Origin of the sequence: Vandammella animalimorsus (assembly GCF_002288875.1) — a bacterium.
Lineage (GTDB): Bacteria > Pseudomonadota > Gammaproteobacteria > Burkholderiales > Burkholderiaceae_C > Lampropedia > Lampropedia animalimorsus.
The window spans coordinates 308,462-334,334 of sequence record NZ_NTBH01000001.1 but is presented as its reverse complement, the minus strand read 5'-3'; the positions used below and the strand labels follow the sequence as shown (position 1 = coordinate 334,334).

20 protein-coding genes are annotated in these 25,873 nt (G+C 67.7%); 8 read left to right on the top strand and 12 right to left on the bottom strand.

Going from position 1 to position 25,873, the window contains the following annotated elements; genetic code table 11:
* Positions 1-22: 22 nt before the first annotated feature.
* From CLI93_RS01385 to CLI93_RS01365, 5 genes are all read left to right on the top strand, one after another.
* On the top strand, positions 23-1,285 hold the full coding sequence (locus CLI93_RS01385; RefSeq protein WP_095543499.1) for a WD40 repeat domain-containing protein: 1,263 nt from the start codon (positions 23-25) through the stop codon (positions 1,283-1,285).
* 428 nt (positions 1,286-1,713) lie between these two features.
* Positions 1,714-2,841 carry an MlaE family ABC transporter permease gene (locus CLI93_RS01380; RefSeq protein WP_238945922.1) on the top strand — a complete coding sequence of 376 codons (1,128 nt, stop codon included), beginning with the start codon at positions 1,714-1,716 and terminating at the stop codon, positions 2,839-2,841.
* 11 nt (positions 2,842-2,852) lie between these two features.
* Positions 2,853-3,713, top strand: coding sequence for an ABC transporter ATP-binding protein (locus tag CLI93_RS01375; RefSeq protein ID WP_095543505.1), 861 nt, complete (start codon positions 2,853-2,855; stop codon positions 3,711-3,713).
* Between the two features lie 11 nt (positions 3,714-3,724).
* On the top strand, positions 3,725-4,693 hold the full coding sequence (locus tag CLI93_RS01370) for an MlaD family protein (RefSeq protein ID WP_095543498.1): 969 nt from the start codon (positions 3,725-3,727) through the stop codon (positions 4,691-4,693).
* 96 nt (positions 4,694-4,789) lie between these two features.
* Entirely contained in the window at positions 4,790-5,524 is a 735-nt protein-coding gene (locus CLI93_RS01365) for an ABC-type transport auxiliary lipoprotein family protein (protein ID WP_238945921.1), read from the top strand.
* A gap of 175 nt (positions 5,525-5,699) precedes the next feature.
* Here the strand turns inward: CLI93_RS01365 and CLI93_RS01360 are convergent, their stop codons facing one another.
* Both CLI93_RS01360 and CLI93_RS01355 read right to left on the bottom strand, forming a co-directional pair.
* The gene (locus CLI93_RS01360; RefSeq protein WP_095543496.1) at positions 5,700-7,673 is read right to left on the bottom strand and encodes a beta-galactosidase; all 1,974 of its coding nucleotides are present in this window, start codon (positions 7,671-7,673) and stop codon (positions 5,700-5,702) included.
* A gap of 115 nt (positions 7,674-7,788) precedes the next feature.
* Entirely contained in the window at positions 7,789-8,730 is a 942-nt protein-coding gene (locus tag CLI93_RS01355; RefSeq protein ID WP_095543495.1) for a 23S rRNA (adenine(2030)-N(6))-methyltransferase RlmJ, read from the bottom strand.
* A gap of 68 nt (positions 8,731-8,798) precedes the next feature.
* On the opposite strand from CLI93_RS01355, the gene CLI93_RS01350 reads away from it, so the two are divergent.
* Positions 8,799-9,164, top strand: a complete 366-nt coding sequence (locus tag CLI93_RS01350; RefSeq protein ID WP_143326466.1) for a hypothetical protein — start codon at positions 8,799-8,801, stop codon at positions 9,162-9,164.
* Here the strand turns inward: CLI93_RS01350 and dusA are convergent.
* From dusA to CLI93_RS01335, 3 genes are all read right to left on the bottom strand, one after another.
* The gene (gene dusA, locus CLI93_RS01345) at positions 9,155-10,192 is read right to left on the bottom strand and encodes a tRNA dihydrouridine(20/20a) synthase DusA (RefSeq protein WP_095543493.1); all 1,038 of its coding nucleotides are present in this window, start codon (positions 10,190-10,192) and stop codon (positions 9,155-9,157) included. The genes CLI93_RS01350 and dusA overlap by 10 nt on opposite strands.
* A 305-nt stretch (positions 10,193-10,497) precedes the next feature.
* On the bottom strand, positions 10,498-11,361 hold the full coding sequence (gene pdxY / locus CLI93_RS01340) for a pyridoxal kinase PdxY (protein WP_095543492.1): 864 nt from the start codon (positions 11,359-11,361) through the stop codon (positions 10,498-10,500).
* A 212-nt stretch (positions 11,362-11,573) separates the two neighbouring features.
* Positions 11,574-11,906 carry a hypothetical protein gene (locus tag CLI93_RS01335; RefSeq protein ID WP_095543491.1) on the bottom strand — a complete coding sequence of 111 codons (333 nt, stop codon included), beginning with the start codon at positions 11,904-11,906 and terminating at the stop codon, positions 11,574-11,576.
* 266 nt (positions 11,907-12,172) lie between these two features.
* On the opposite strand from CLI93_RS01335, the gene ppk1 reads away from it, so the two are divergent.
* Both ppk1 and glnA read left to right on the top strand, forming a co-directional pair.
* Positions 12,173-14,755, top strand: coding sequence for a polyphosphate kinase 1 (ppk1, locus tag CLI93_RS01330; protein WP_095543490.1), 2,583 nt, complete (start codon positions 12,173-12,175; stop codon positions 14,753-14,755).
* Between the two features lie 263 nt (positions 14,756-15,018).
* Complete coding sequence (gene glnA / locus CLI93_RS01325) at positions 15,019-16,434, top strand: type I glutamate--ammonia ligase (protein ID WP_095543489.1); 1,416 nt, start codon at positions 15,019-15,021, stop codon at positions 16,432-16,434.
* Between the two features lie 50 nt (positions 16,435-16,484).
* Here the strand turns inward: glnA and CLI93_RS01320 are convergent, their stop codons facing one another.
* From CLI93_RS01320 to CLI93_RS01290, 7 genes are all read right to left on the bottom strand, one after another.
* A complete protein-coding gene (locus CLI93_RS01320) occupies positions 16,485-17,081 on the bottom strand; it encodes an RES family NAD+ phosphorylase (protein ID WP_095543488.1) in 597 nt (198 codons plus the stop codon).
* Between the two features lie 12 nt (positions 17,082-17,093).
* On the bottom strand, positions 17,094-17,723 hold the full coding sequence (locus tag CLI93_RS01315; protein WP_095543487.1) for an integrase: 630 nt from the start codon (positions 17,721-17,723) through the stop codon (positions 17,094-17,096).
* Positions 17,724-17,907: 184 nt separating this feature from the next.
* Positions 17,908-19,707, bottom strand: coding sequence for an ABC transporter ATP-binding protein (locus CLI93_RS01310; protein WP_095995821.1), 1,800 nt, complete (start codon positions 19,705-19,707; stop codon positions 17,908-17,910).
* Positions 19,704-21,464 (bottom strand): ABC transporter ATP-binding protein, encoded by a 1,761-nt coding sequence (locus CLI93_RS01305; RefSeq protein WP_238946624.1) that lies wholly within the window; start codon positions 21,462-21,464, stop codon positions 19,704-19,706. Before CLI93_RS01305 ends, CLI93_RS01310 begins: the two co-directional genes overlap by 4 nt.
* A 5-nt stretch (positions 21,465-21,469) precedes the next feature.
* On the bottom strand, positions 21,470-22,303 hold the full coding sequence (locus CLI93_RS01300) for a class I SAM-dependent methyltransferase (protein ID WP_095543588.1): 834 nt from the start codon (positions 22,301-22,303) through the stop codon (positions 21,470-21,472).
* A complete protein-coding gene (locus CLI93_RS01295) occupies positions 22,300-23,628 on the bottom strand; it encodes an MFS transporter (RefSeq protein ID WP_095543589.1) in 1,329 nt (442 codons plus the stop codon). Before CLI93_RS01295 ends, CLI93_RS01300 begins: the two co-directional genes overlap by 4 nt.
* Positions 23,629-23,658: 30 nt before the next feature.
* Positions 23,659-25,791: a TonB-dependent receptor gene (locus tag CLI93_RS01290; RefSeq protein ID WP_095543590.1), complete on the bottom strand. Its 2,133-nt coding sequence runs from the start codon at positions 25,789-25,791 to the stop codon at positions 23,659-23,661.
* Positions 25,792-25,873 lie beyond the last annotated feature (82 nt).

The window sequence follows — 25,873 nt, the reverse complement described above, 5'->3', positions numbered from 1 at the left end:
GCGCGACTTCCGTCTGCGCCCCTTGTCGCTCGATCCGATCGCGCCGGCGCCCAGGCCGCCGCGCGCCCAGGGGCTGGGCGATGCCTTTGTCGATCCAGCCTATGGCGTGCGCATTTACCGGGCCACAGCCTCCAGCGAGGCAGAGCCCGATGGCAACGGGCTGCGCCGTGTGCGCCATTTCTATAGCCGCCGTCAGGCCTTCAATGCCGACAACAGCCGCTATCTGGCCTGGGGCGGCAATGGCGCCTGGTATTTGTACGACGCCAAAACGTTCCAGAAAATCAAGAAGATCGGCGCTCTGGGCGGCGCGGCCGAGCCGATCTGGCACCCCAGCGATCCGCGCAAGCTGTTCATGACCTCCAACGGCGGGCGCATGGTCTGGTGGGTGCTGGACGTAGAGACCGAGAACAAGCAGGTGCTGTTCGACTTCACCGGCAAGACCCCCTGGCCAGAGGCCAGCGATTACTGGACCTACAACGAGGGTACGACCAGCGCCGATGGCCGCTATATGGGCTTGATGGCCACGCGCTACGACAGCGCCAGCCAGCGCGTCAAGGTCTATGGGCTGCTGACGCTGGATTTGGTGGAAAAGAAGATCGTTGGCACGCTCGATGCCGATCGCTTTCCTGTGCCGGGTGCGCGGCCCGATCACGTCAGCATTTCCGCCAGCGGCAAATATGTGGTGCCCTCATGGGGCAGCGCCTATGCCTATACGCGCGACTTCAGCCAGGTCAAGCTGCTGGCCAAGCACTCCGGGCATTCGGATCTGGCCTTTGGCCCGAATGGCGAGGACTTCTTCGTCTGGGCCGATGACGGCAGCGACCCGGCCACGCTGGGCCACGTGCAGGCCATCAACATCGACACCATGCAGCGCTTCCCGCTGCTGGACATTTATCCGGCGCGCGGCGAGTTCTACGCCCTGCACATCAGCGGGCAGGCCTTTGACAAGCCCGGCTGGGTGGTGATTTCCACCTACAAGGACGGCCGCAGGTACGAGGATCCGCCCGGCTCGGGCAATTACGTCACCGAGTTCCCCTCGCGCCACCGGCGCGCGCAGTACCAGAAGGTGATATTGGCAGAGCTCAAGCCCGGTGGCCGGGTGCTGAACGTGGCGCACATCCGCAACTCCAACAACTTCCACCAGCTGCCTGGCGCGCAGGCCTACTTCCTGGAGCCGCAGGCCAGCGCCGCGCGGGATTTGAGCCGCATCATCTTTGCCACCAACTTTGGCAGCGGGCAGCCCGAGAGCTACGTCATCGGTTTGCCCAGCTGGTTCGACAAGTAGGGTCTGCGTGTAGCGGGCAAAGGAAAAGGCGCCTTGCGGCGCCTTTTCGTCGGCTTGCTTCGATTGTGTTGCTTGTGGCTGCTGGCGCTGCTTGGGCGCTGCCGCCTGTTTGTCTCCTCGGCCTCTCATGCAGCGGGGCTTGGTGGTCAAAGGCTTTTGCCAAGGCCTGCGGGCCCGCGCTGTGAGTGGCTGCACTATAGAGGCGGCTGGCCAGCGGGGGTATTGGGGCTTTCCCTTTCGGGGCTTTCCCTGCCAGCGTGCAGGCAGGTAGCGGAGCTGCGTGCAGCCTTGGCAGGCTTTTGACAGCCGCTGGCTGCAGGGCTGGCATTTGCAGGGCACAATGCGGCGGTTTTTGCGCGTTGCGAGCCCCGTTGCCCCATCTCGCCCCCTTGTCCTTTCGTTCTTTGCTTCCTCGCTCTGCACCTGCTGTGACGCACCCCCAGCTCCATATCCAATCGACGGCTGAGCATCAGCCAGCCCAAGCCTTGCTGCAGGGCCGCTGGGGGGCTGCGGCATTGTCCGAGCGCCGCCGCACCAAGGCTTTGATCGGCCAGTTGCAGCGGGCGCAGCGCCAGGGCGTGGCGCACTGGGATCTGCGCGAAATGCAGGGCTTTGATTACGTCACGGCCCAATTGCTGTGGGACAGTTGGGGCCGGCAAATGCCTGCGCAGTTGCAGGCGCTGCCGCAGCAGCGCGCCATTCTGGAGCGTGTGGCTGAGCTCAGCGCCGTGCCCGCAGCGCCGGCGCAGGGCGAGGGCTGGCTGGCGGGCTTTGAGCACATCGGCCAAATCAGCCTGGGCGCTTGGGGCCATGCCGTGGGCATGGTGCAGCTGGTGGGGCAGTTGCTGCTCGATGGACTGCGCCTGCTGCGCCGGCCTTTGCGCGGGCCCTGGCACGATGTCTCGGCCCATTTGTTCCGCATGGGCGCCCAGGCCCTGCCGATCACGGCGCTGGTGGGCTTTTTGATCGGCGTGGTGATTGCTTACCTGCTGGCCTTGCAGCTGCGGCAGTTTGGCGCCGATGCCTTCATCGTCAACATCCTGGGCATCTCGCTGACGCGCGAGCTGGGCCCCTTGCTGGCGGCCATTTTGGTGGCCGGGCGTTCGGGCTCGGCCATCACGGCGCAGATCGGCGTGATGCGCGTCAATGAGGAGCTTGACGCCATGCGCGTGATGGGCATCTCGCACGGCTTCAGGCTGGTGTTGCCGCGCGCCATGGCGCTGGCGCTGGCCATGCCGCTGGTCAGCCTGTGGACGACCCTGGCGGCCCTGTTGGGCGGCATCTGGGCTTCGGATTTCTCGCTGGGCGTCTCGCCAGCCTATTTCTTCCAGACACTGCCCAGCGCCGTGCCCATTGCCAACCTGTGGCTGGGGCTGAGCAAATCGGTGGTGTTCGGCCTGGCGATCGCCCTGATCGGCTGCCACTGGGGCCTGTGGGTCAAGCCCAATACCGAAAGCCTGGGCAATGGCACGACGGCCTCGGTCGTCACGGCCATCACGGCGGTCATCGTCATCGATGCGGTGTTCGCCATCATCTTCCGCAACGTGGGGTTCTGATGGGCACGGGCATGCAAGCTGTCACCAAGGCCGACACCGACACCGACACCGGCGCTGGCGCCGACGCCAAGGCACTGGTGCAGATCGACAAGCTGTGGACGGTGTTCGGCCAGGGCGCCAATGCCTTTTCCGTGCATCAGGATCTGGATTTGCAGGTGCGGCGTGGCGAAATCCTGACCATCGTCGGCGGCTCGGGAACGGGCAAGACGGTGCTGCTGCGCCACATCCTGGGCCTGACGCGGCCGAGCAAGGGCACGGTGAAAATCGACGGCACGGCCGCAGCCGAGCTGCCCGCGCAGGGCGCCTCGGCGCGCATGGGGATGCTGTTCCAGCACGGGGCGCTGTTCTCGGCCTTCAGCGTACTGGACAACATCGCCTTCCCGCTGCGTGAGCAGGGCAGCCTGCCCGAGCAGGTGGTGCGCGATGCAGCGCTGGTCAAGCTGCAAATGGTGGGCCTCAAGCCCGAGCACGCCACGCGCATGCCTTCGGACCTCTCCGGCGGCATGATCAAGCGCGTGGCGCTGGCGCGCGCCCTCATCATGGATCCGCCGCTGCTGCTGCTGGACGAGCCCACGGCCGGGCTGGATCCGCGCGGCTCGGACGAGTTTTGCGAGCTGCTGCTGCGCCTGCACCAGGAGCTGGGCCTGACGGTGGTGATGGTCACGCACGACCTGGACACGCTCTACGCCCTGAGCACGCGCGTGGCTGTGCTGGCGGAAAAGCGCGTCATCATTGCCGGCACGCCGCAGCAGGTGGTGGCCTTCAAACACCCCTTCATCGAACAATTTTTTCTTGGCGAGCGCGGCCGCCGCGCCCTGGAGCCTGCGCCCGCCGGCGCGGCCGCAGGCGCTGACGCAGCCGCCAAGGCGTAGAAGACATCGTTATGGAAAACAAATCACATGCCATTGCCGCTGGGGTATTCGTGCTGGCGCTGCTGGCGCTGCTGGCCGGCCTGGCGCTGTGGCTTACGCGCGACCAGGGCAGCTACGAGACCTATGAGCTTTCCACTCCCCAGGCCGTCACCGGCCTGCAGCCCCAGGCGGCGGTGCGCTACAAGGGCGTGTCCGTGGGCAAGGTGGCCTACATCGGCTTTGACCGCGAGGTCGAAGGCAATGTGCTCATCCGCATCGAGGTGGACGAAAACGCCCCTGTGACGCAAAACACCTTTGCCTCTCTGGGCTACCAGGGCGTGACGGGCCTGGCCTACATCGACTTGGACGATGCGGTCACCCCCTTCGCTGCTGAGCCGCTGGTGTCCTCCAGAGGGTACAAACGCCTGCCCATGCGCCCCTCCAACCTGAGCCAGCTGGCGGCCATGGGGCCTGAAGTGATCGGCGACGTGCGCGAGACCATGGCGCGCATCAACAGCCTGCTCAGCGACGAGAACCAGCGCGTGCTGATTGGCACCATCGCCCAATTCGGCCAGGCCGCGCAGGGTACGACGCAGTTGCTGGCGCAATTGGAGAGCAGCTGGTCCAAAGACATCGGCCCCACGGTCGCCAGCCTGAGCCAGGGCATGGGCAGCAACATGCAGGCGCTGAACAAGACGGCCGCCAGCATCAACGCCATGAGCCAGGAGATCACCAAAGCCGTGGCCAGCCTGGGCCGCAAGGGCGGGGTGCTCGACCAGCTGGGGCAGTCCATGCAGTCCTTCGCTGGCGTGGCCGATGAGGTCAACAGCGCCACGTTGCCGCGCATTCTGCGCACGCTGGGCGAGGTCAGCGCGGCCATGCGCGAGATCAGCCTGCTGGCGCGCGAAGTGGCCGACAACCCCCAGGCCCTGATCTATGGCCCCAACATGGCCCAGCCAGGCCCGGGCGAGCAAGGCCACGTGGCGCCGCGCCGCCGTTGATGGCAGCCCGCCGCCTGGCGCAGCCTTAACACCGTGCGCAGCAAGCAGCCGCCGCGCGCGGTCTGTTTCCCCGCATTTCAAGCAGGATTGCAATCCATGACTTCTTCCACCATGCCCCTCCATGCACAGCCCCGCCGCCTGGGCCTGGCGGCGCTGGGCCTGGCCGCAGCGCTGCTGAGCGCCTGCGCCGCCTTGCCCACGCCGACGGCTGCGCCCGCGCTGTACGACTTCAGTGCGGCCACCGATCAGCAGGTCGATGGCGCCAAGGGCGCCGCCATGGCCGCCAGCGCGCAAGCGGCGCAATCTGGCACGCAACCGTCGGCCCCATCGGCTGCGCCATTGCTGCTGGGCAAAGTCAGCGCGCACGGCCTGCCGGCCAACAGCCAGGCGGTGCTCTACCGCTATGCCTATGCCGATGCCCAGCAGCTGCGCGCCTACCAGCAGGCGCGCTGGAGCCAGCCTGTGCCGCAGCTGCTGAGCCAGCAGCTGCGCCAGCAACTGGAGCTGCACCGCCCCGTGCTGGAGGATGGCTTCAGCCCGGCGCGCTTGCGTCAGGAGCAGCAAGCGCCGTTGGCTTTGCAGGTCGATGTGTTGCAGTTCGAGCAGGTCTTCACCAGCGAGACGCAAAGCCATGCACAGGTGCGCCTGCGCGCCACGCTGTGGGCGCCGCAGCCGCAGGGCGACCGCCTGCTGGGGCAACGCACCTTTGAATACCAGCGCCCGGCGCCCACGCCCGATGCGGCAGGCGGCGCCTGGGCGCTGGCACAGGCGGCGCAGGCGGCAGTGGCCGCCATCGACAGCTGGCTGAGTCAAATGCCGCAAACGCCCTGAGGGCGGCGGCAGGGGCCGCGCCTGCGTTGCCTGCCGCCGCTGGCTTGCTGCGCCCTGCGCCGTAGCGCGCAGCAAGGCAGGAGCGCCAAGGGGTGGTGAAGGGGGTGACAGGCTTGGCTTGGGCTGCGCAACGCGCTCGACAGAGCGCCGAGCGCCTTATTCCTAAGCCCCTTCCTTATTGCGCGGCAAACTGCAGCAGCGCCTCGTAGAACAGGTCCGAGCCATCGGCGCTGTTGCCGGGCTCCAGCCGCATGCGGCTCACAGCGTTGGATTCAGGCGCTTGCAGATGCTTTTCCGGCGCAATCGAGAAGTAATAGGGGCTGATGAAGTGCGCGCCAGCGTTGTAGTGCCCCGCCAGGGCCTGCGCGATGGCGCGGCGGTCCTTCCACTGCTGGGGGTGGAACTCGGGCACGCCATAGCCCGATGGGCCGGCCTGCAGCTGGCCGATCAGGGCCTGGGTCGGCGCCGACCAGACGCCGCCGCCGTAGAGGTTGAAGCCTGGCTTCCAGGGCAGGCCGGGCGCCACGCTGCGCTGCGTGGCAAACAAATTCGCATTCCAGCTGGAGTTGAGCTGCGGCAGGATCTGGTGTGAGAACAGCAGCTCGGGCGCAAAGCCAATCTCCACGGCCCAGTCGAACAAGGCCTGCATGTAGCGCAGCACCTGGGCCTGGCGGAATTCGTTCCAGTCGCGCGCCAGCGGGTTGTAGCCCAGCGGCAGGTCCCAGCTTGGGGCGTCGAGGTGAAAGCGCAGCGCCTGCGGCCCTTGGCCTTCGCTCACGCAGCGCGGCAGCTTGCCCTGCAGGCTGGTGAAGACGCGGTGCTGGTCGCGCCAGTCGAAGCGCGCGCCATCGCGCCCGAGGATGTTGACCACGCGCTCGTCCAGCAGGCATTCGCGCTGGCCGCGCACAGCGCTGACGCTGACCATGTGCCGTCCGGCGGGCAGGGCGTCAAAGGGCAGCTCCAGGCGAAAGCCGCTGGCCGGCGTGCCCACCTCATCGAGCTGGCGGTATACGTCCAGCCGGTTCAGGCCCTGCTGGGCCGGGCCGATGAGCTGGCCGTCCAGGTACACGCGCAGGGCCTGGGTTTTCTGCAGCGCGTCCCAGTACCAGCCGTGCACGGCCAGCTGGCCGTGGCTTTGGCCGTCGTAGTGCTGCAGGTAGGGCGTTTGCGGGTCGTTGCGGAAGTTGCCCGCAGGCGGCTCGATCTGATCGAAGTCCGTGTAGCCGGGCAGGGCGCTGCCGTTTTGAGCCTGCCTGCCCCAATAGGCGGCATTGAGCGCCGCAATGCTGCCGTAGCGCTGCTGCAGCCAGTGGCGAAAGGCCTGCACCGAGGCCGGGCTGTGGTCGGTGACGGCCGGGCGCTCGAACTCGCCCATGCCGTCGGCGAAGTTTTGGTAGAAGTGGTGCGTCTCCCCGCCCAGGAAGATGGCGACGATTTTCTGGCGGTGCTGCGGCGCCATGGCCGCCAGCATGGCATGCACCTGCTGCAGCGCCTGGCGCTTGTAGCGGTTGACGGCCAACTCGGGGTTGGGATCGAGCGTGTAGGGCACGATGGGGTAGCTGAAATAGTCCAGCGTGCGCGGCTGGCGATCGGCAAACAGGGCCAGGTTGGTCGCATCCTTGGCCAGCTCGGCCGGCAGCGGCCCCAGCGTGTCGAAGTGGGTCGAGGACAGGTACAGCGCCACGGGCCGATCGAGCTTTTCCACCAGCCGCAGCTCGCGCGCCAGCGGCGCGGGGTCAAACTGCCACTGGCCATCGGCCGCGCGCTGGAACTGGCTCAGCAGCTTGGTGGTGATGACGTAGCCGACCTGGATTTTCCCGGCTGCGCCGCCAGGCTCGATGCGTTCGAGCAACTCGCCCAGGCGCTGGGCATTGTCCAGGCCGTGGCGCGCGCAGTAGCGCTCCAGCGTGGCGTTGTCCACCACCTCGGGCGCGCCCTCGCCCTCGGCGCAATAGGCCAGGCCCTCGACCGTGAGCAGCAAATACATGGGCTGCTTGCGCGGCGCGCGCAGCAGCTCGCGCACGGGCTGCTGCAGCCGGGGCAGGGCCGCTTGTGGTTCGGCCTCGGGCCATTGCCTGGGCAGGCCCTGCAGGCCCCAAAACAGGCTGAGCGCAGACAGGGCGAGGGCAGCGGGGAGGGCAGCGCGCATGGTCGGAAAGCAGGTAAGGAAAGGTCGTGGGGCAAGCGGATTTGCGGCGGGCGCTCGCTGAGCGATGACGGCGGGGAGGCGGGGCAGTTCAGGGAAACAGGCGGCGCGTCGATGCTCAGCGCGCGCTGCTCTCCAGCGTGTAGGCCGCGTGCGAATCCTGCGCCAGCAGGCGCGTGAGCACCGGCAGGGCCTGCTGCAATTGCGGCTGCAGCGTGTAGGGCGGGTTGACGATCAGCACCCCGCTGCAGACCATGCCCGGGCGCTGGGCCTGCTGGCCGGGCAGGCGCAGGCCGCTGCCCTGGCCGCTGCGCACCGCCAGCGTGGCATGCAGCCAGGGCTTGCCGGCCTGCTGGGCCAGGGCCTTGAGCTTGCGCGGCAGGGCATGGGCCTCGGGGCGCGGGATGACCGGATACCAGACGATGTAGCAGCCGGTGGCGAATTTGCGCAGCGCCTGGCCCAGCCATTGCGCGGCCTGGGCGTAGTCGCTCTTCATCTCGTAGCTCGGGTCGCACAGCAGCAGCGCGCGCCGCGAAGGCGGCGGCAGCAGGCGCAGGCTGCCTTGCCAGCCGTCCTCGTGCCAGACGTGGCAGCGCGCCGCATGCGGGCCTTGCTGCAGATTGCCCTGCAGCGCGCGCATGTCGGCCGGTTGCAGCTCGAACACGTGCAGCTGGTCTTGCGCGCGCATGTGCTGCTGCAGCAACGCAGGCGAGCCTGGATACACCAGGCGCTGGCTGCCAGCGCCTGCAGCGGCTGCAGCGGTGTTGTGCGCCAGCACGGCCTGTACATAGCGCTGCAGTGCCTCGGGCCAGTCGGCTGCGCCTTCGCCAGCCTCGCCCTGCTGGTAGGCCCAGAGCAGCTTTTGGATGCCGTGCTGGCTTTCGCCGCTGGTCTGGGCAAAATCCCCATCGAGCCGGTACAGCCCGTTGCCGGCATGGGTGTCCAACAAGGCCAGCGCCGTGTCTTTCTGGAGAAGGTGGTCGAGCGCGGCCAGCAGCACGGTGTGCTTGAGCACATCGGCATGGTTGCCGGCATGGAAGGCGTGGCGGTAGCTGAACATGGGCGGCGATTATGGCAAAGAGCGGCCTGTTCCCAAGAGCAGGCCGAGCGTTTGGAAAGGGCAAGACGATGAGATGGCAGTGGAGATGGCAGGGTGTGCTGTGGCTGGCCCTGCTGGCTACCCAGGTGGGGCAGGGCCTGCAGGCACAGCCCGCGCCGCTGGCCAGCGGGCCGGCGCTGCAGCAGGGCAATGACGCCAACCGGCACTGGCAGGGCGCGCCACGCGCAAGCGCAGAGCGCAAACGGCAGCTGCGCCAGCAAAGGGCCAGTCAGCCATCGCAGCGCCAAGCCGGCAGCGCCCGGCGCAGCGGCCGGCAGAAAAACCAGCAGGCCTGCGACATGGCCCGGCGCAGCCTGCGCATCCAGCAAGACAGCGCCCGGCCCGACAAGGACAGGCTCCAGCGGCTGCGCCAGCAAGTGCGGAGCTATTGCTGAGAGCTGGCCGTGACAGCGGCGCTGTTCAGCCGGGCCTGCCGGGCCTGCGCCGCGATGGCTGCGGCGGGCAGATCCTTGAGGCGGTGGTCGCTCCAGACCTGGCGCCAGGCCTTGGCGCCAGGCTGCCCATTGCGCAGGCCAAGCATGTGACGCGCGATGTGCGGCGGCGAGACGCCTGCGGCCTGCTGGCGGGCCATGTAGCGCACCATCTCTTCTTCCACGGCGTCGCGCTGCAGTTCGCTGGGCGAGCGGCCGAACAGGGCGGCGTCCCATTGCGTGAGAAACCAGGGGTTGTGGTAGGCCTCGCGGCCGACCATCACGCCATCGAGGCGCTGGCCCTCAGCCCCCTGCAAATGCGCCTGCATTTGCGCCAGCGTGGCGATGCCGCCGTTGACGACGATGCCCAGCTGCGGGAAGTCGGCCTTGAGCTGGCGCACCACCTCGTAGCGCAGCGGCGGGATTTCGCGGTTTTCCTTCGGGCTCAGCCCTTTGAGCCAGGCATTGCGCGCGTGGACGATGAACACCCGGCAGCCGGCCTCGGCCACCTGGCCGACGAAATCGCGCAGCGGGCCATAGCTTTGCTGCTGATCCAGGCCGATGCGGTGCTTGACGGTCACGGGGATGCTGCAGGCATCGACTATGGCCTTGACGCAATCGCTCACCAAGGCCGGTTCGGCCATCAGGCAGGCGCCAAAGCTGCCGCGCTGCACCCGCTCGCTGGGGCAGCCGCAGTTGAGGTTGACCTCGTCGTAGCCGGCCGCTTGCGCCAGTTGCGCACAGCGCGCCAGATCGGCCGGCTCACTGCCGCCCAGCTGCAGCGCCAGCGGGTGCTCTTCTTCATTGAACTGCAAAAAACGCTGGCGCTGGCCGTGCAGGATGGCGCCGGTGTGCACCATCTCGGTATAGAGCCGCGCGTGCCGACTGAGCAGGCGATGGAAATACCGGCAGTGGCGGTCGGTCCAATCGAGCATCGGCGCCACGCAGGCCGTCCAATGGCTGTAAGTGATTGATTTTTCAGAGTCAGTCATGTGTTCCACAAGCCCTAAGGCCACGCTGAATCAGTCCCCGCAGTGCGGCGCACACCTGTGTGGGGATGGGATGCAAGGCGCAAATCGCAGCAATAGCCCCGCTATTGCGAGGCTTTGCTTGCGCAACAGACCGCCCCAGACAGGGATGCGCCGTGCGCGCGAGACTTGTTCAGCGCTGCCCTAACGTTCGTGAATCCTCGTGATAGCGCCCGGCTTCGTTGCGGCTTGCGCCTGGTATCCCATCCCCTGATCCGCAGTGCATATTGGGGCGTTGCGATTTGTGCAGAACTTACTTTGGACACGCTCTAAAGCGCCACCACCTCGAATGGCTGCTGCGGTTGCACGATCTGCGCCTGCTGCTCGATCAGCGGCAGGTCGCGCTGGCCATCCTGGGTGTGGCCCACCAGCGCGTACAGGCTGGCCGTGGCCTGTTGCAGCGCCTCGGGCAGTGGGCGTTGTTGCAGCAGGTGCGCCAGCAAAATGGCCGAGAACGCATCGCCCATGCCATTGGGCAGCGGCGTGCGCGCAATGATGGGCGTGTGCACGGCCCAGGCCTGCTGGGCGCGCACGGCCAGCGTGGCCAGTTGGCCCTTTTGGGCAATCTCAGGCGTGAGCAGGCTGGTGATGACCACTGTCTTGCCCGTGCCTGCAATGTGGCGGCGCGCCACCTCGACCGCGTGGGCGGTCGATTGCAGCGTCACTCCCATGAGCTGCTCGAACTCGAACTGGTTGGGCGTGATGATGTCCGCCGCCGCCAGGGTGTGGTCGCGGTGGTATTCGGCAATGCCTGGGCGCACGAACACGCCGCGTCCCACGTCGCCGAACACCGGATCGCACAGGTACAGCGCCGCCGGGTTGGCCTGGCGCACGCGCTGGGCAATGTCGATGATGGCATCGCCAATGCTGCTGTCGCCCATGTAGCCAGAGAGCACGGCAGAAATTTTCGGCAGCAGGCCGCGCTCCTCGATGCCCTGGAACACCTCGCGCAGGTGCGCCACATCGAACACCTGGCCACGGAATGCGCCATAGCCCGTGTGGTTGGAGAACTGCACCGTGTGCACAGGCAGGACTTCAATGCCCAGGCGCTGCATGGCAAACACCGCCGCCGAATTGCCGGCATGGCCGTAGGCGACGTGCGATTGGACGGAAAGGACGAGAGGTGCGCTCATGGTCGGTGAGAAGAAAGGGGCTGCAGAAAAAAAGAGCGCAAGTATGCCTGCAAGCCGTGGCGGCAGGCGGCTTGCCGGGCCAGAAAAGTGCCGCCCGGCCAGGTTGGATGGCGACATTGCGGGTTTTCACAAAGCAGGCGGAGAAAGCCCCGAACCTGCTCAAGCGCTTTTGCCCGCCCGAGCCAAGAGGTTGAGCGGGCAGCTTACGCGGCTTACAGCGCGCGCAGCGTGTACAGCCCTTCGCCCATGTGGCGTTGGGGGCCGAACACGGCCTGCATGGCCTGGGTTTCGGCCAGGCGCCAGCTTTCGAAGACGTGGCGCTGGGCGTCGGGCAGGTTTTCCACGTCGATGCCTTCGGCGCTGCCCGTGCCCTGGGCCTGCACGATGGCGACGAAGGCCTGGTAAGTGGGCAGCACCAGCGCCGCATCGCCCAGGGATTGGGCCAGTGCCTGGGCGAAGGCCTGTTGCGCCTGCTGGCGCTGGCGCGGCGGCAGCTCTTCGGGCAGCCAGAGTTCGATGGCAAAGGGCAGGGCGGTGTGGGGCATGGGGCAGGGGTGGCTGTGGCGGGCGGGCCGATTGTAGGCAGCGCATGGGCAGCAGCACATGGGCGCGTGCAGGCAGCGTGCTGGCCGCGCGCCTGGCTTGGCCAGCGGCCCTTGCGCTGACTTGGGTGCGCTGGTTTGGGCTCATTGGTTGTGGCGCACCGGTCAGCCAGGCTCCGAGAAGTTGATCGCGGCAGACGCTTTGTCGGCGCTGCAGGGCGCAAGGCGTGCGACACTTGCGGCGCTTTTTTTGACATACGGCATTGCGCATGGCTCGAAAGAAATCCCCCGAAAAATCCACCGCTGTTTTTGATGCACAGGCCCAGCCGCTGGCGCTGCCCAGTGGCGAACAAGGCAAGTTGCCAGTGCAGGCGTCGCAGCAGCCAGAACAGCCCAGGCCGGGCAAGGGCTCGAAAGCGGCCAAGCAGCGCAGCGATCGCAAGAAGACTGCCAAGGCCAGCAAGGCGGATAAGGCGGGCAAGGCCGCAAAGCAGGCCAAACCGCCCAAACCATCCAAGCAGGTCAGGCAAACCCAAAAGACCGGCGCCGCCGTGCCGCAGCCTGGCGCGCTGGTGCTGCGCCGCGCCGATGCCGACAGCCTCAGCGATGCGCTGCGCACGGCCCAGGCGTTGCAGGCCACGACGGGCTCGGCCTGGAGTTTGAACCGCAAGCAGATCGAGGCCGAGAGCGAGCTGATCGTGCACCTGGCGCGCCCCGATGGCATTGCCTGGCTGGATCGGGACGGCAGCATTCTGGATTTCAACGAGCGGGTGTTCGACTGGGCCGAGCGCGACGATGTGCCGCTGCTGGAGCGGCTGCGCTATCTGTGCATCGTCTCCTCCAACCTGGATGAGTTCTTCGAGGTGCGCGTGGCCGACCACTTGGAGGCCGCGCGCGATGGCGTGGAGGACGATGAGTTTTCCGTGCAGAGCTATGCGCGGCTGTCGCACAAGGCGCAGCAGCTGGTGCAGCGCCAGTACGCGCTCTACAACAAGGCGCTGCTGCCGGCGCTGCAGGAGCAGGGCATCCAGATCTTCTCGCACGGCAAGCGCAATGCCGGCCAGCGCCGCTGGGTCAAGGAGTATTTCGATCGTGAGGTGCGGCCGCTGCTGACGCCGGTGGCGCTCGATCCGGCGCACCCCTTCCCGCAGGTGGCCAACAAGACGCTGAATTTCATCGTGCGCCTCGATGGCGAGGACGCCTTTGGCAACCGCAACGAGATCGCCATCGTCAAAGTGCCGCGCGTGCTGTCGCGCTTTGTGCGCCTGCCCGATGCGCTGGCCGGGGGCAAGGGCAAGATCGGTGTGATCAGCCTATCGAGCATCATCCGCACGCACCTGCCCGAGCTGTTTCCGGGGCGCAAGGTGGTGGAGTTTTCGCAGTTTCGCGTCACGCGCCACTCGGATCTGGCCGTCACTGAGGGCGAGGTGCAGAACCTGCGCACGGCGCTGCGCAGGGGCCTGCAGCACCGGCACTTCGGCAAGGCCACGCGCATCGAGGTCTCGCACGGCTGCTCGGCGCCCATCGTGAATCTGCTGCTGGCCGAGTTCGAGCTGCCCGAGCAAGCGCTGTACCGCGTCGAGGGGCCGGTGAACCTGGTGCGCCTGAACCAGGTCATCGACCTGGTCGATGGCGAGCGCCCGGCGCTGCTGTTCCCGCGCTGGATTCCGCAGTGGCCGCGCTCGCTCAAGAACAGCGAGAACCTGTTTGCACGCATCCGCCAGAAGGACGTGCTGATCCACCAGCCATTCGAGAGCTTTGATGCCGTGGTGGAGTTTCTGCGCCAGGCCGTCAAGGATCCGGACGTGCTGGCCATCAAGCAGACTGTCTATCGCACTGGCGCGGACTCGGTGATGATGGAGCTGCTGCGCGAGGCCGTGCGCAAAGGCAAGGAAGTCACCGCCGTTGTTGAACTCAAGGCGCGCTTTGATGAGGAGAACAACATCAACTGGGCCGAGATGCTCGAAGCCATCGGCGTGCAGGTGGTCTATGGCATCGTCGGCTTGAAGACGCACGGCAAGATGCTGCTGGTCACGCGCCGCGAGGCGCGCGGCCTCAAGCGCTATGGGCATTTGTCCACGGGCAACTACAACCCGCGCACGGCAAAGCTCTATACCGATCTGAGCTATTTGACGGCCAACGACGCCATTACCGCCGACATGGATGCCGTCTTCACGCTGCTGGCCAGCCAGGTGGCATTGCCGCCGCTCAACCGCCTGCTGGTGGCGCCCTTCACGCTGCATGCCACGCTGATGGAGCACATCGCCCAGGCCCAGGCCGCGGCCCAGGCCGGCCAGCCGGCGCGCATCGTCGCCAAGATGAACGCGCTGACCGACTGGAAGCTGGCCGCCGCGCTGCACCAGGCGGCCCAGCACGGCGTGCAGATCGACCTGATCGTGCGCGCGGCCTGCGTGCTGCCGGCGCTGCACGCCACGCCTGCCGGCGGCGCCATCCGCATTCGATCCATCGTCGGGCGCTTTCTGGAGCACACGCGGGTGTTCTTCTTCCAAGCCGGCCAGCAAGAGCAGCTGTACCTGGCCAGCGCCGACTGGATGAACCGCAACATGGCGCGGCGCGTGGAGCTGGCCTGGCCGGTGCGCGACGCGGCGCTGCGCCAGCGCATCGTGGACGAATGCCTGGTGGCCTATCTGATGGACGACCAGGATGCCTGGGTGCTGCAGGAGGAGGGCCAGTACCGCCGCCTCGATGGCGACACCGTGGGCGTCAGCGCCCAGCAAATGCTGGCGCATTACTTCAGCACGGCCTCGGCCCTGCGCCCGCGCCCGCGCAGCGCCGGCTCCTCCTCTGCCGCGCAGCTGACGGCACGCACCAAAAGCGCCAAGAAGAAGTAGTGACATGCCAAAAGCCAGCGCCAGCATTGCCTGTCTGCGCTGGCGCGCCACGCATGGGCCAAAACAAAGCCCGGCTCGCGCTGGTGCGATACAAAGCCCGGCTCGCGCTGGTGCGATACGACATGCAGTAAGCTTCGCGCCGCGCGCGGCGCCCGCCAGCGTGCAGAGGTTTTTTCAGGCCGGCCTGGGCGGTTACGGCGCCTTGGGCTTTCATGCCCCACCCAATTTCCCCACCGAGTTTTCCTACGAGCAGGAGTGCCCTTATGGCAAAAACAGTCGATGACGTCATGGCAATGGTCGAAGAAAACGAAATCAAGTTCGTTGATTTCCGCTTCACCGACACCCGTGGCAAAGAGCAGCACGTCACCGTGCCGGTGTCCCATTTCGATGAAGACAAGTTCCACAGCGGCCATGCGTTTGACGGCTCCTCCATGCCCGGATGGAAAGGCGTCGAAGCCTCGGACATGCTGCTCATGCCCGACCCCGACACCGCCAACATCGACCCCTTCTTCCAGGAGCCCACGCTGTTTCTGACCTGCGACGTGGTGGACCCAGCCGACGGCACCCCCTACGAGCGCGACCCGCGCAGCATTGCCAAGCGCGCCGAGGCCTATCTGAAAGCCTCCGGCCTGGGCGACACCGCCTACTTCGGCCCCGAGCCGGAGTTCTTCCTCTTTGACGGCGTGCGCTGGGAAAACAGCCCCGGCAAGGCTGGCTTCGAGATCGAGGAGTACGAAGCGCCCTGGAACACCGGCGCGCGGCTCGAAGGCGGCAACCGCGGCCACCGTCCCACGGTCAAGGGCGGCTATTTTCCTGTGCCGCCGGTGGACAGCACGCAGGACATGCGCGCCGAGATGTCGTTGGTGCTTGAGTCACTGGGCATCCCCGTGGAGGTGTTTCACCACGAAGTGGCTGGCGCAGGCCAGAATGAAATCGGCACGAAGTTCAGCACCCTGGTTCAGCGCGCGGACTGGACGCAGCTGCAAAAGTACGTCATCCACAACGTGGCCAACCTCTACGGCAAAACGGCCACCTTCATGCCCAAGCCCATCGTGGGCGACAACGGCTCGGGCATGCACGTGCACCAATCGGTCTGGAAGGACGGCAAGAACCTCTTTGCCGGTGAGGGCTACGCGGGTCTGTCGGACTTTGCGCTGTACTACATCGGCGGCCTCATCAAGCACGCGCGCGCGCTCAACGCCATCACCAACCCCGGCACCAACAGCTACAAGCGCCTGGTGCCCGGCTTTGAGGCGCCGGTCAAGCTCGCCTACTCGGCCAAGAACCGCTCGGCCTCCATCCGCGTGCCCTTCGTCACCAACCCCAAGGCGCGCCGCGTGGAAGCGCGCTTTCCCGATCCGCTGATGAACCCCTACCTGGGCTTTGCCGCGCTGCTGATGGCCGGGCTGGACGGGGTGGAAAACAAAATCCACCCCGGCGAGGCGGCCACCAAAGACCTGTACCACCTGCCGCCCGAAGAAGACGCGCTGATTCCCACCGTCTGCCACAGCCTGGATCAGGCGCTCGAAGCGCTGGACGCTGACAGGGCCTTCCTCACCAAAGGCGGCGTATTCACCGACGCCATGCTGGACGCCTACATCGAGCTGAAGATGGGCGAAGTCACGCGCTTTCGCCAGGCCGTGCACCCGCTGGAATTCGAGATGTATTACTCGCTGTGAGCGCCTGTTGGTGATCTCTTGCTCACTCGCGCTGGGGCGCGTGCGGATTTTTAGATGTCTTGTATTCCAATGCGGTAAGCCTTGACGAAATCTGGCCAATCCCGGTGCATATCCAGGTCGATGTCGTCATCGACGCGCAGTTTGGCGGCCGCACGATCGAACAGCGCGATGCTCTTGGCCGGGTAGTTGTTGCGCGATGGATAAAGCACGCCGTCAAACAATGGCTGGCCGTTGCACCCTTGCAGGGCATGCACCTGGGCCGACAAGCGCTGTGTGTGTGCGTAGTCCCGGCAGGCCAGCTGCGCCAGATTCATGCCCAGGCCAGAGGCCATGAACCCCGGTGCTGTGAAATCGGCCAAGTGGATGTTGGCCATCACCTCGATGACGCGCACCATCCGCTGCCGAACCTCCTGCAGCGTGATGGCGCGGCTTGGAGCCTCAAGCCACAGGTGTTTGTGAAACACCGACTCCATCAGCGCAGTGGCCAGCTCAAAGCCCAGATAGAGCACGCCATAGCCTCGCGCCGGATCGTCGTAGCGGTTGGCTGCATTTCGGCCAAAGTGCAGGGGCGTGTGCCGATAGGCGGTGCGGCTTACATGCTGCAAGAGTTCACCGGCCTGGATCTGGAATGACGGCCAGTCATGCATGGGCGCGCCGCATCAACGTGCCTGAACGCCCAGGGCGTTGCACACGGCTTCGAGTACGGATTGGAGCGTCTCAGGCGTCACCGCTGCCACCGGCGAGCGCCCCCCCAGACCTTCCAGCGGTTCGGACAATGCGCGGTAGAGGCTCCAGTGATCAATGCCTGGGAGCTGCTCAAGCGCGGCCTGTGTCAATTGCTGCTTGACCGGATCAAGCTGCCAGTCAGGCAGTCTTTGGCGCTGCGGGCCCACTTTCAGCGTCAGCAGTTTGCGGGCGGCGATGTCCTTGTAGATTTGCTGGCGCGATTTGTCTGCAAGTTTGGCGAAATCAGCAGGGCTGAGGTTGTGCGGCTGCTTGAAAGTCTGCAGCAGCATGGCGCGGCCTCGTTGAATGTCGGTTTCACTCGGCGTCCAGCGCGTATCCGCGCGCAGCGCGGCTGCCTTGCTGACCAACGGTTGCGAAGCCGCGTCCACCGCAGGATTGGGCATAGACAGCTTTGCTGCGGCAAGACGCTCCTGGAAAAAGGCCTGCAATTGAGCCGCAAAGGCCTTGGCATCGCGGATTTCGATGCTGTTTGCAAAGCGCTGCACATCGCGCACCGTCACAGCTGGCAGATGTTCGCTCATGAATTCGATGGCTTTAGGCATACCGGACTCCCGACTGGGCATTCGATGATGAAGAATCTATTCTCCTTTGTCGCGTTTGTCAATTTTGACTCGTTTGGATTCCATGCCTGACTGTCAGAGCCCTCGCCTATGGCTGCATCGTGCAGCTGGCCCGCTCAACAGGTTCCAAAGCAATAAATGACACGGCTTTAAATGGCGCGGCTTTTCAAACCCGCCACTGCCTGGCGCCTTGCTGGGCGCGCCAGAGGGCGGCGTAGCGGCCATCTTTGGCCAGCAGTTGGGCGTGCGTGCCTGCCTCCAGGGCGCGGCCCTGGTCGATGACGATGATTTGCCCGGCCCCGGCGATGGTGGAGAGGCGGTGGGCGATGACGATCACGGTGCGCTCGCGCACCAGCGCCTCGATGGCGCGCTGCACGGCCAGTTCGCTTTCGGTATCGAGCGCGGCGGTGGGCTCGTCCAGCACGACGATGGGTGCATCTTTCAGCATCGCCCGGGCGATGCTGATGCGCTGGCGTTCGCCGCCCGAGAGGCTGGCGCCCATTTCGCCGATGCGGGTGTGCCAGCCCTGGGGCAGGCGTTCGATGAAGTCCAGGCACTGCGCGGCGCGGGCGGCCTGGCGCACTTCGTCCTCGCTGGCTTCGGGGCGGGCCATGCGGATGTTGGCCAGCACGCTGTCGTTGAACAGGTACACATCCTGAAAGACGACGGAAACCAGCCGCCCCAGCGCCTCGGGCGGGATGTGGCGCACGTCCACCCCGCCGATGCGCACCTGGCCGGCCTGCGGATCGGCATGGCGCATGAGCAGGCGGGTGATGGTGGTCTTGCCCCCGCCTGAGGGGCCGACCAGCGCCGTCATGCTGCGCGCGGGCAGGCGGGCGCAAAACCTTTGCAGCACGGGCGGGGCGCCGTCGGCGTAGGCGAAGTCCACGTTCTCAAAGGCAATGTCGAAGGCCGTGGGCTCCTGCGCGGGCGCGGCCTGCGGCAGCGGCGGCACGGCCAGCAGGGTGTGGATGCGCTCCAGCCCGGTTTCGATGAGTTCCACGATGGCCGTCATTGACACCACGGTCGAGAGCGGCTCGCCAAAGCGCGCCAGCATCACGGCCACGGCGGCCAGCACGGCCACGTCCATCTGCCCGCGCACGGCCCAGCTCACCCCCGCGGCCATGACCAGCAGTAGCGACAGCTCCACCACGCTGCTGATGATGAGGTTGGGCCGCAGCCCTTTTTTCTGCCCCAGCGCCTGCATGCGCTCCAGCCGCTCGAAGCTCTCTTGCAGGCGCGCGGCGCGCGCGCCGGTGCAGCGCGCCGCGCGCAGCACGGCCAGGCCCTGGGCGTACTCCAGCACGTCGCCGCTGCACTGCGCGTTGGCCTCGGCCAGCGCGCGCATGCCGCGCCCGAAGGCGGGCCGCCGCCAGCGGTACAGCGGTATCAGCGCCGGAAACACCAGCAGCAGGGCCAGGCCCAGCCGCCAGTCCCAGGCCAGCACGCCCAGCGCGGCGGCCAGCGGCGTCAGCGCCGACTGGGTGATGAGCGTGGCGATGGTGATGGTGTAGTTCAGCCCCTCGTCCACGTTGCCCAGCAGGGCCGCGCCCATTTCGCCCGCGCGTTTTTGCTGCAGTTGCAGCAGCGGCATGCGGCGCAACTGCTCGCCCGCCAGGCTGCGCAGGCGGTGCACGGCATCGGCCTGCTGGCCGCCGTAGTCGAACCACTGCGCCCGCCAGCGCAGCGCCAGCGCGGCCAGCGCCAGCGCCCCGAAGCCCAGCAGCCAGGGCAGCGCCGCCGCCAGCGCCTGCGCGCCCGCTGCGCGGCCCTGCGCCGCAGGCAGCAGCGCGCTGAAGATGGGCAGCATCAGCGCCAGCGCCAGCCCTTGCAGCACGGCGGCGGCGGCCAGCATCAGCAGGCTGCGCCGCAGCGCGTGCGCATGGGGCGCGGCGCTGTCGATGAGCAGCCGCCAGGTGGCGCGCCAAGACCGGGAGCGGGTGGGGGCGCGTGCAGGGGCGTTCATGCCTGCCCCCCTGGCAGGCGCCAGCCCTGCGCCTGCTCCCAGCTGTGCCACAGGCGGGCGTAGCGCCCGCCGCGCGCCAACAGCGCCTCGTGCCGCCCCTGCTCCAGCAGGCGGCCCTGGTCAAACACCAGGATCTGGTCGGCGTCCTGCACGGTGGCCAGGCGGTGCGCCACCAGCAGCACGGTCTTGCCCCGCATCAGGGCTGCGAGCGCCTGCACCAGCGCGGCCTCGTTCTCGGGATCGGCAAAGGCAGTGGCCTCGTCCAGCACCAGGATGGGGCGGCCCTGCAAGATGGCGCGGGCGATGGTGATGCGCTGGCGCTGGCCGCCCGAGAGCTGCACGCCGCGCTCGCCCGCCGGGCTGTCGTAGCCCTGCGGCAGCGCCATGATGAAGTCGTGCGCCTGCGCCGCGCGGGCGGCAGCCATCACCGCGTCCATGCTGGCCTCGGGGCAGCCCAGGCGGATGTTGTCGGCGATGCTGCCGGCAAAGAGAAAAGTGTCCTGAAACACGAAGGCCACCTGCTGCATCAGCGTGTCGGCCCGCATCTGGCGCACGTCCGCGCCGCCCACCAGCACGCGGCCCGCGCTCACGTCCCAAAAGCGCGGAATCAGCCGCGCCACCGTGCTTTTGCCCGCGCCCGACGGGCCCACCAGCGCCGTCACGCGGCCTGCCGGGGCCGTGAAGCTCACCCCTTGCAGCACGGGCGCGCCGCCTGCTTCGTAGCGGAAATGCACGTTGTCAAACACCACGCTGGCGTCCTGCGGCTGCGCCCCTGGCGCGGCCACTTCGGGCAGGGGCGGCTCGGCCAGCAGGCGCTGGATGCGGCCCACGCTGAGCTTGGCCTTTTCGATCAAGTGGTGCAGGCTCATCAGCGGCATCAGCGATTCGGCCAGCCCCGCGCCCAGCAGCAGCGCCGCCACCCACACATCGAATGTCAGCCTGCCGCCCGCCAGCAGCCACGCGCCCAGCCCCAGCAGCACCGCCAGCGTAGGCAGCATGGAGAGAATGGCGATCGAAAAGCGCGCCACGAAGCGCACGCTGGCGTACCACTGCAGCAGCACCTGCCGGTAGGCCGCCAGCGCCGCCTGGTAGCGCCCGAAGCTGGCGCTGCCCGTGTCAAAGGTGCGCACCACCGGCATGGCCTGCACGAACTCGACGATGGCCGCGGCCACCTGCTCGCGCGCGGCGTTGTAGCGCGCGCTCACCTCGCGGCTGCCGCCGACGACGAGCGCCATCAGCGCAAAACCCAGCGCGGGCACGGCCAGCGCCGCCAGCGCCAGCCGCCAGTCCAGCCACAGCAGGGCCGCCAGCGCCGCCAGCGGCGCGGCGCAGGCGCGCGCGAGCAGCGGCGTGGAATCGGCCACGAACACATGCAGCGCCTGCACGTCGTCGTGCATCACCTTGGCCACAGGCCCCGCGCCCAGCGCCTGCGCCCGCCCCAGCGGCAGCCGCGCCAGGTGCGCCGCCAGCTGCGTGCGCAGCAGCACCTCCAGCCGGAAGGCCGCGTGGTGCGACACGTCAAAGGCCAGCAGCCGCAGCACAAAGGCCGCCACCGTGCACAGCGCCAGCGCCAGCATGGGCGTCCAGGGCCACTGCCCCGGCGCCAGCAGCAGCGCGCGCAGCGCCAGCGCCAGACAGGCCAGCGCCCCCACGCCCAGCGCCGCCGAGGCGCAGGCCAGCGCCATGGCCAGCCCCACGCGCTCGCGCACCGGGGCCATGATGCGCCAGGGGCTGTCCCGCATGTCCTCGCTGCGCATGCGCATCACTCCGGCAGCCGCAGCCAGCACACGCCGCCGGGCAGATGGTTGACAAAAGGCGTGCGCTCCAGCAGCGGCACCAGCCAGCGCAGCGGCCCGCGCGGGAAACGGAAGCGCACGTGCTGCACCGCCACGGGCTGCCCCAGCCAGCGCGAGATGAGCGGCTGCAAGGCATCGCGGCGCACGCCCCAGGGCATGGGCGGCGTGCGATAGTGGGGCGTTTTCATCCAGCCCTGCGCGCTCAGCGAGCGCGCCGACAGGCGGGGGTGGAGGTGGTCGAACATCAGCCACTCGCCAGGAAAGCGCGTTGCCATTGCGCGCAGCAGCGCGGCCACGTCCTGCTCGCGCAGATACATCAGCAGGCCTTGCGCGCTGATGAACACGGCGCGCCCAGGCGGCACGGCGTCCATCCACGCCAAGTCCATCGCGCTGGCGGCGATGTGGCGGTGCTGTGCATCGGGGGCAATGAAGCGCTCGCGCAGGGCAATGGCCTCGGGCAGATCGACGCTCAGCCAAAGCGCGCGTGGCGCGTGCACGCGAAAGCGGTGCGTCTCCAGCCCCTCGCCCAGATTGACGATGACGCCATCGGGGTGCGCGGCCACAAAGGCGCGCATGCGCTCGTCGAACAGCTGCGAGCGCACGCCGTGCGAGGCCTCGGCGGGGCCGAAGCGACGCTCGTAGTCGTAGTCCAGCGCGCGGTAAATCTCCAGGCACTTGGGGTCGCGGATGCAGCCGTCGGGCCGCGCGGCTTCGCTGGCGCGGTTGTGCAGCGTCCACAGCGTGGTTTCGGGCACGTCGCGCAGGCCGGGCGGGATGGGGGCGGGTGCGGTGGCGTTCATGGCTTGGCTGGCTCCAGTGTTAGCGACTGGCTGCGCCGCCACAGCCAGGGGATAAGCAGGCACATGAGCGCGCCCACGCCTGCGGCCAGCGCCAGCAGGCCGGCGTAGCCCATGCGCCCGGCCAGCGGCAGGGCCAGGCCGCTGGCGGCGAAACCGGCGCAGGTGTACAGGCCGTATTGCATGGAAAAGTCGGTGGCCGGGGCGTGGACGCTGGCCTGGCCCATCATCAGCGCGGCGGCCAGCGCGCCCAGCGGCATGTACAGCGCCAGGTAGCCGATCACCCCCAGCATCACCCAGGTATCGCCCGCGCCCAGCAGCAGCGGCGCGGCCAGCAGCGCCACGGCCAGCACTTGCGCGGGCAGCATCCAGCGCAGCGCCCGCGCGGGCGAGGTGCGCCGCATCAGCCACCCCAGCGCCAGCATGACGGCCACGCTGGCCACGCTGGCGTAGATGTTGATGACGCGGCCAATCTTGCCCGCGCTCCAGCCCGCGTCCACCAGCATGGGCGTGAGCACGCCGTAGGCCATGCACACGCCCGCTTGCAGCAGGGCCAGAAACGCGGCCCAGGGCCAGCCGGTGTGCGGCTGGCGCCAGAAAGCCAGCAGCTGCCGCCAATGCGAGCGCATGCGCTGGCGGCCCTGCACGGGGTCGGGGCGGGCGTGAGGCGGCTCGCGGTAAGCCAGCGCCAGCGCCAGGGTCAGCAGGTTGAGCGACGTCAGGCAGAGCACGGCCCAGCGCCAGCCCAGCGATTCATACAGCAGCAGCACGCCGCCGCCGCCCAGGGCAAAGCCCAGCATGCCGCCGGCCATTTGCACGGCATTGCCCAGGCCGCGCTGGCCGGGTCCCAGCAGCCGGCACGACAGAGCATCGGCCGCCATGTCCTGGCAGGCCGTCAAAAAGGCAACCAGCACGCTGCCGGCCGCCAGTGCGTCCAGCGGCAGCGGCGCTGGCGCATCCATTGGCAAGGCGGACAGCCACAGCAGCGCGGCAATCAACAGCGCCTGCATCAGCGCCAGCCACACGCTGTAGTGCCCGCGCCGGCCAAAGCCCCAGCGGTCCATCAGCGGCGCCCACAGAAACTTCAGCCCGGTGAACAGCCCCAGGCTGTAGAGCCAGCCCATGTGCGCCAGCGGCACGCCCCGCTCGCGCAGGATGACCATCAGCGAGACGAAGAAAAAGCCATAGGCCATGTACTGGCTCAGGTAAACGCACACCAGCAGCGCCCATTCCAGCCCGCTCAAGGCGGGCTGCTGCGCAGCGCCAGGGGCTGCGGTTGTGGTTGTGGGGGCCTGCGGCGGCGCCGGGCTTGCGGGCGGGATTGACATGCCAATGCTCAATGGGGCTTGCCATCAGAACTAGAACTGGTGCGTCAGCCCGATGCCGAAGCTGCGCCCGCGCGCGGGCATGCCAGCGCTCAGGCCGGGGGCGATGTGGTGGCCGTAGAGGTCGTAGCGCTCGTTCAGCAGGTTGTCGCCCCACAGGTACAGCTCGGTGTTGCCGCTGATCACGCTCAGGCGCAGATCTACTTTGTTGTAGCTGTCCAGGTCAAAGCTGTTTTGCACATCGGCGGCGCGTTTGCCCACGTGGCGCAGCGTCAGGCGCGTGTTGAGCACGGGCGAGCGCAGGCTCCAGAAGGCAGGCAGCGCGCGCTGCCACTGCACGCCCAGCAAGGCCGACAGGCGCGGCACGTCAGGCAGGCGGTTGCCCGCGCGCACGTCGCCCGCCGGGGTGTTGGTGACCACGTCGCGGCGGATATCGCCATTGATCCAGCTCAGCGCACCGCTGAAAGTCAGCCCGCCTCCAGCGCGCCACTGCGCATCCAGCTCCAGCCCCTGGCTGCGGGCATCGGCGTTGATGTACTGGTTGGCCAGGGTGCTGGGGTTGAAGGCGATCAGGTGGTCGTTTTTGACGCGGCTGGCAAACAGCGCCGCGTTCAGGTGCAGGAGGCCGCCTGCCAGCTCGTTTTTGACGCCCAGCTCCAGCGTGTCCACCTTGCTGCTGAGGTAGGGCACGCCGTCGGCTGCCTGCGTGGCATATTCGTTGAAGCCGCCGGCCTTGGCGCCGCGCGCATAGGTCAGGTAGACGTTGGTTTGCGCGCTGGCGGCCCAGCCCAGGCCCAGGCGGCCGGTGGTCAGGCCATCGCTCAGGCTGCGGCTGTCGGATGCGTTGGCAAAGCCCCGCGGGCTGTAGAAGGCGTCGTAGTTTTTGCGCTCGCGCGTGTGGCGCAGGCCGGTGGTGAGCTTGAGCTGCTGGCCCAGCGGCCAGGTAGCTTCGCCATAAATGGCGCTGGCGCGGGTGTCCATGTTGTGGTCGAACAGGCCGCCAGGGTGGCTTTGCATGTAGCGGCGGCCGCTGTGGTAGTGGTTCAGGCCCGCGACCCAGAAGGTGCGGCTGCCCGGCAGCGAGGCAAGGCGCAGGTCGTGGTTCCAGTTCGTGCCGTCTTCCAGCACCCGCTGGGGCAACTCCATGTTCACGCCGAGCATGGGCAGGACGACTTCGCTGCCGGTCATGTTGATGACATCGCTGTCCGTGCGCTCATGGCTGCTGGCCGCCGTCAGCCGCGCCCAGGGCAGATCGTGCTGCAATTGCACGGCGTATTGGCCGATCTGGCGGCGGTTGTCGTCGATCAGCCCGTCGCGGCTCAGGCTCTGGCCCGGCGCATCGCCATAAGGGCGCAGCAGCATGGATCCCTGATAGCGCCGGGCGTCGTGGCCGCTGGCGCGCAGCACGACCTCGGTAGCGGCCTGCGGCTGCCACAGCAGGCTGGCGCGCCAGCTCAAGTCGCGCGGGTGCGAGACGGGCTTGCCCGTGTTCAGGTTCACGTAGTCGTAGTCCTGCGCGTTGTGGCGCAGGGCCAGACGGGCGGCGGCGCGCTGGCCCAGCGGCAGATTGAACGCGCCTTCGGCCAGATGCTGGTGGCCGCTGCCCGCTTCGGCGCGGGCGTGGCCGCCGGTGTGGCCCAGCACAGGACGGCGGGTACGGATATTGAGCGCGCCTGCGCTGCTGCTGCGGCCAAACAGGGCATTTTGCGGGCCTTTGAGCACTTCGACCTGTTCCACATCGAGCAAGCCCAGCGCTGCGTTGCCCACGCTGGTGGGAACGCCATCCACATCGACGACCACGGACGTGTCGTCCGGCCCTGACTGGTAAAGCGAGCCGATGCCGCGTATGCGCACGTTGGCGTTGCTGGCGCCGCCCCAGGTGTTGACCTCCACGCCCGGCGTGCCGCGCAGCAGATCCTCCAGATGATTGAGGCGGCGCTCCTCCAGCTCGACCTCGTCCATGACCTGCACCGTCAAAGGCAAGTCGCGCGCCTGCTCGGCGCTGCGGCGGGCCTGTACGGTGATGGCGGGCAGGGTGGTGATGCTCTCTGGATCGGCAGGGGCAGCCGGCGCCTGCCCCGCGGCAGGCAGCGCGGCGCAGGCCAGCAGGGCGGCGGCCAGAGAGGGGCAAACACGGCCCGGGGGCCAGGGCTGAAGAGGGGGCACGGCAGTCTCCTTGTCCCTTCACGAAGAAGGCGGGTGCAATGTTTGAATGCAAGTCATTTTTGTTGACTTGCCATCGCCAAAA

What these genes read in the sequence shown, in the direction of transcription:
- CLI93_RS01375 (WP_095543505.1), top strand. Translation starts at nt 2,853, where the DNA reads ATGCAAGCTGTCACCAAGGCCGACACCGACACCGACACCGGCGCTGGC.
- CLI93_RS01370 (WP_095543498.1), top strand. Translation starts at nt 3,725, where the DNA reads ATGGAAAACAAATCACATGCCATTGCCGCTGGGGTATTCGTGCTGGCG.
- CLI93_RS01365 (WP_238945921.1), top strand. Translation starts at nt 4,790, where the DNA reads ATGACTTCTTCCACCATGCCCCTCCATGCACAGCCCCGCCGCCTGGGC.
- CLI93_RS01360 (WP_095543496.1), bottom strand. Translation starts at nt 7,673, where the DNA reads ATGCGCGCTGCCCTCCCCGCTGCCCTCGCCCTGTCTGCGCTCAGCCTG.
- CLI93_RS01355 (WP_095543495.1), bottom strand. Translation starts at nt 8,730, where the DNA reads ATGTTCAGCTACCGCCACGCCTTCCATGCCGGCAACCATGCCGATGTG.
- CLI93_RS01350 (WP_143326466.1), top strand. Translation starts at nt 8,799, where the DNA reads ATGAGATGGCAGTGGAGATGGCAGGGTGTGCTGTGGCTGGCCCTGCTG.
- dusA (WP_095543493.1), bottom strand. Translation starts at nt 10,192, where the DNA reads ATGACTGACTCTGAAAAATCAATCACTTACAGCCATTGGACGGCCTGC.
- pdxY (WP_095543492.1), bottom strand. Translation starts at nt 11,361, where the DNA reads ATGAGCGCACCTCTCGTCCTTTCCGTCCAATCGCACGTCGCCTACGGC.
- CLI93_RS01335 (WP_095543491.1), bottom strand. Translation starts at nt 11,906, where the DNA reads ATGCCCCACACCGCCCTGCCCTTTGCCATCGAACTCTGGCTGCCCGAA.
- ppk1 (WP_095543490.1), top strand. Translation starts at nt 12,173, where the DNA reads ATGGCTCGAAAGAAATCCCCCGAAAAATCCACCGCTGTTTTTGATGCA.
- glnA (WP_095543489.1), top strand. Translation starts at nt 15,019, where the DNA reads ATGGCAAAAACAGTCGATGACGTCATGGCAATGGTCGAAGAAAACGAA.
- CLI93_RS01320 (WP_095543488.1), bottom strand. Translation starts at nt 17,081, where the DNA reads ATGCATGACTGGCCGTCATTCCAGATCCAGGCCGGTGAACTCTTGCAG.
- CLI93_RS01315 (WP_095543487.1), bottom strand. Translation starts at nt 17,723, where the DNA reads ATGCCTAAAGCCATCGAATTCATGAGCGAACATCTGCCAGCTGTGACG.
- CLI93_RS01310 (WP_095995821.1), bottom strand. Translation starts at nt 19,707, where the DNA reads ATGAACGCCCCTGCACGCGCCCCCACCCGCTCCCGGTCTTGGCGCGCC.
- CLI93_RS01305 (WP_238946624.1), bottom strand. Translation starts at nt 21,464, where the DNA reads ATGCGCAGCGAGGACATGCGGGACAGCCCCTGGCGCATCATGGCCCCG.
- CLI93_RS01300 (WP_095543588.1), bottom strand. Translation starts at nt 22,303, where the DNA reads ATGAACGCCACCGCACCCGCCCCCATCCCGCCCGGCCTGCGCGACGTG.
- CLI93_RS01295 (WP_095543589.1), bottom strand. Translation starts at nt 23,628, where the DNA reads ATGTCAATCCCGCCCGCAAGCCCGGCGCCGCCGCAGGCCCCCACAACC.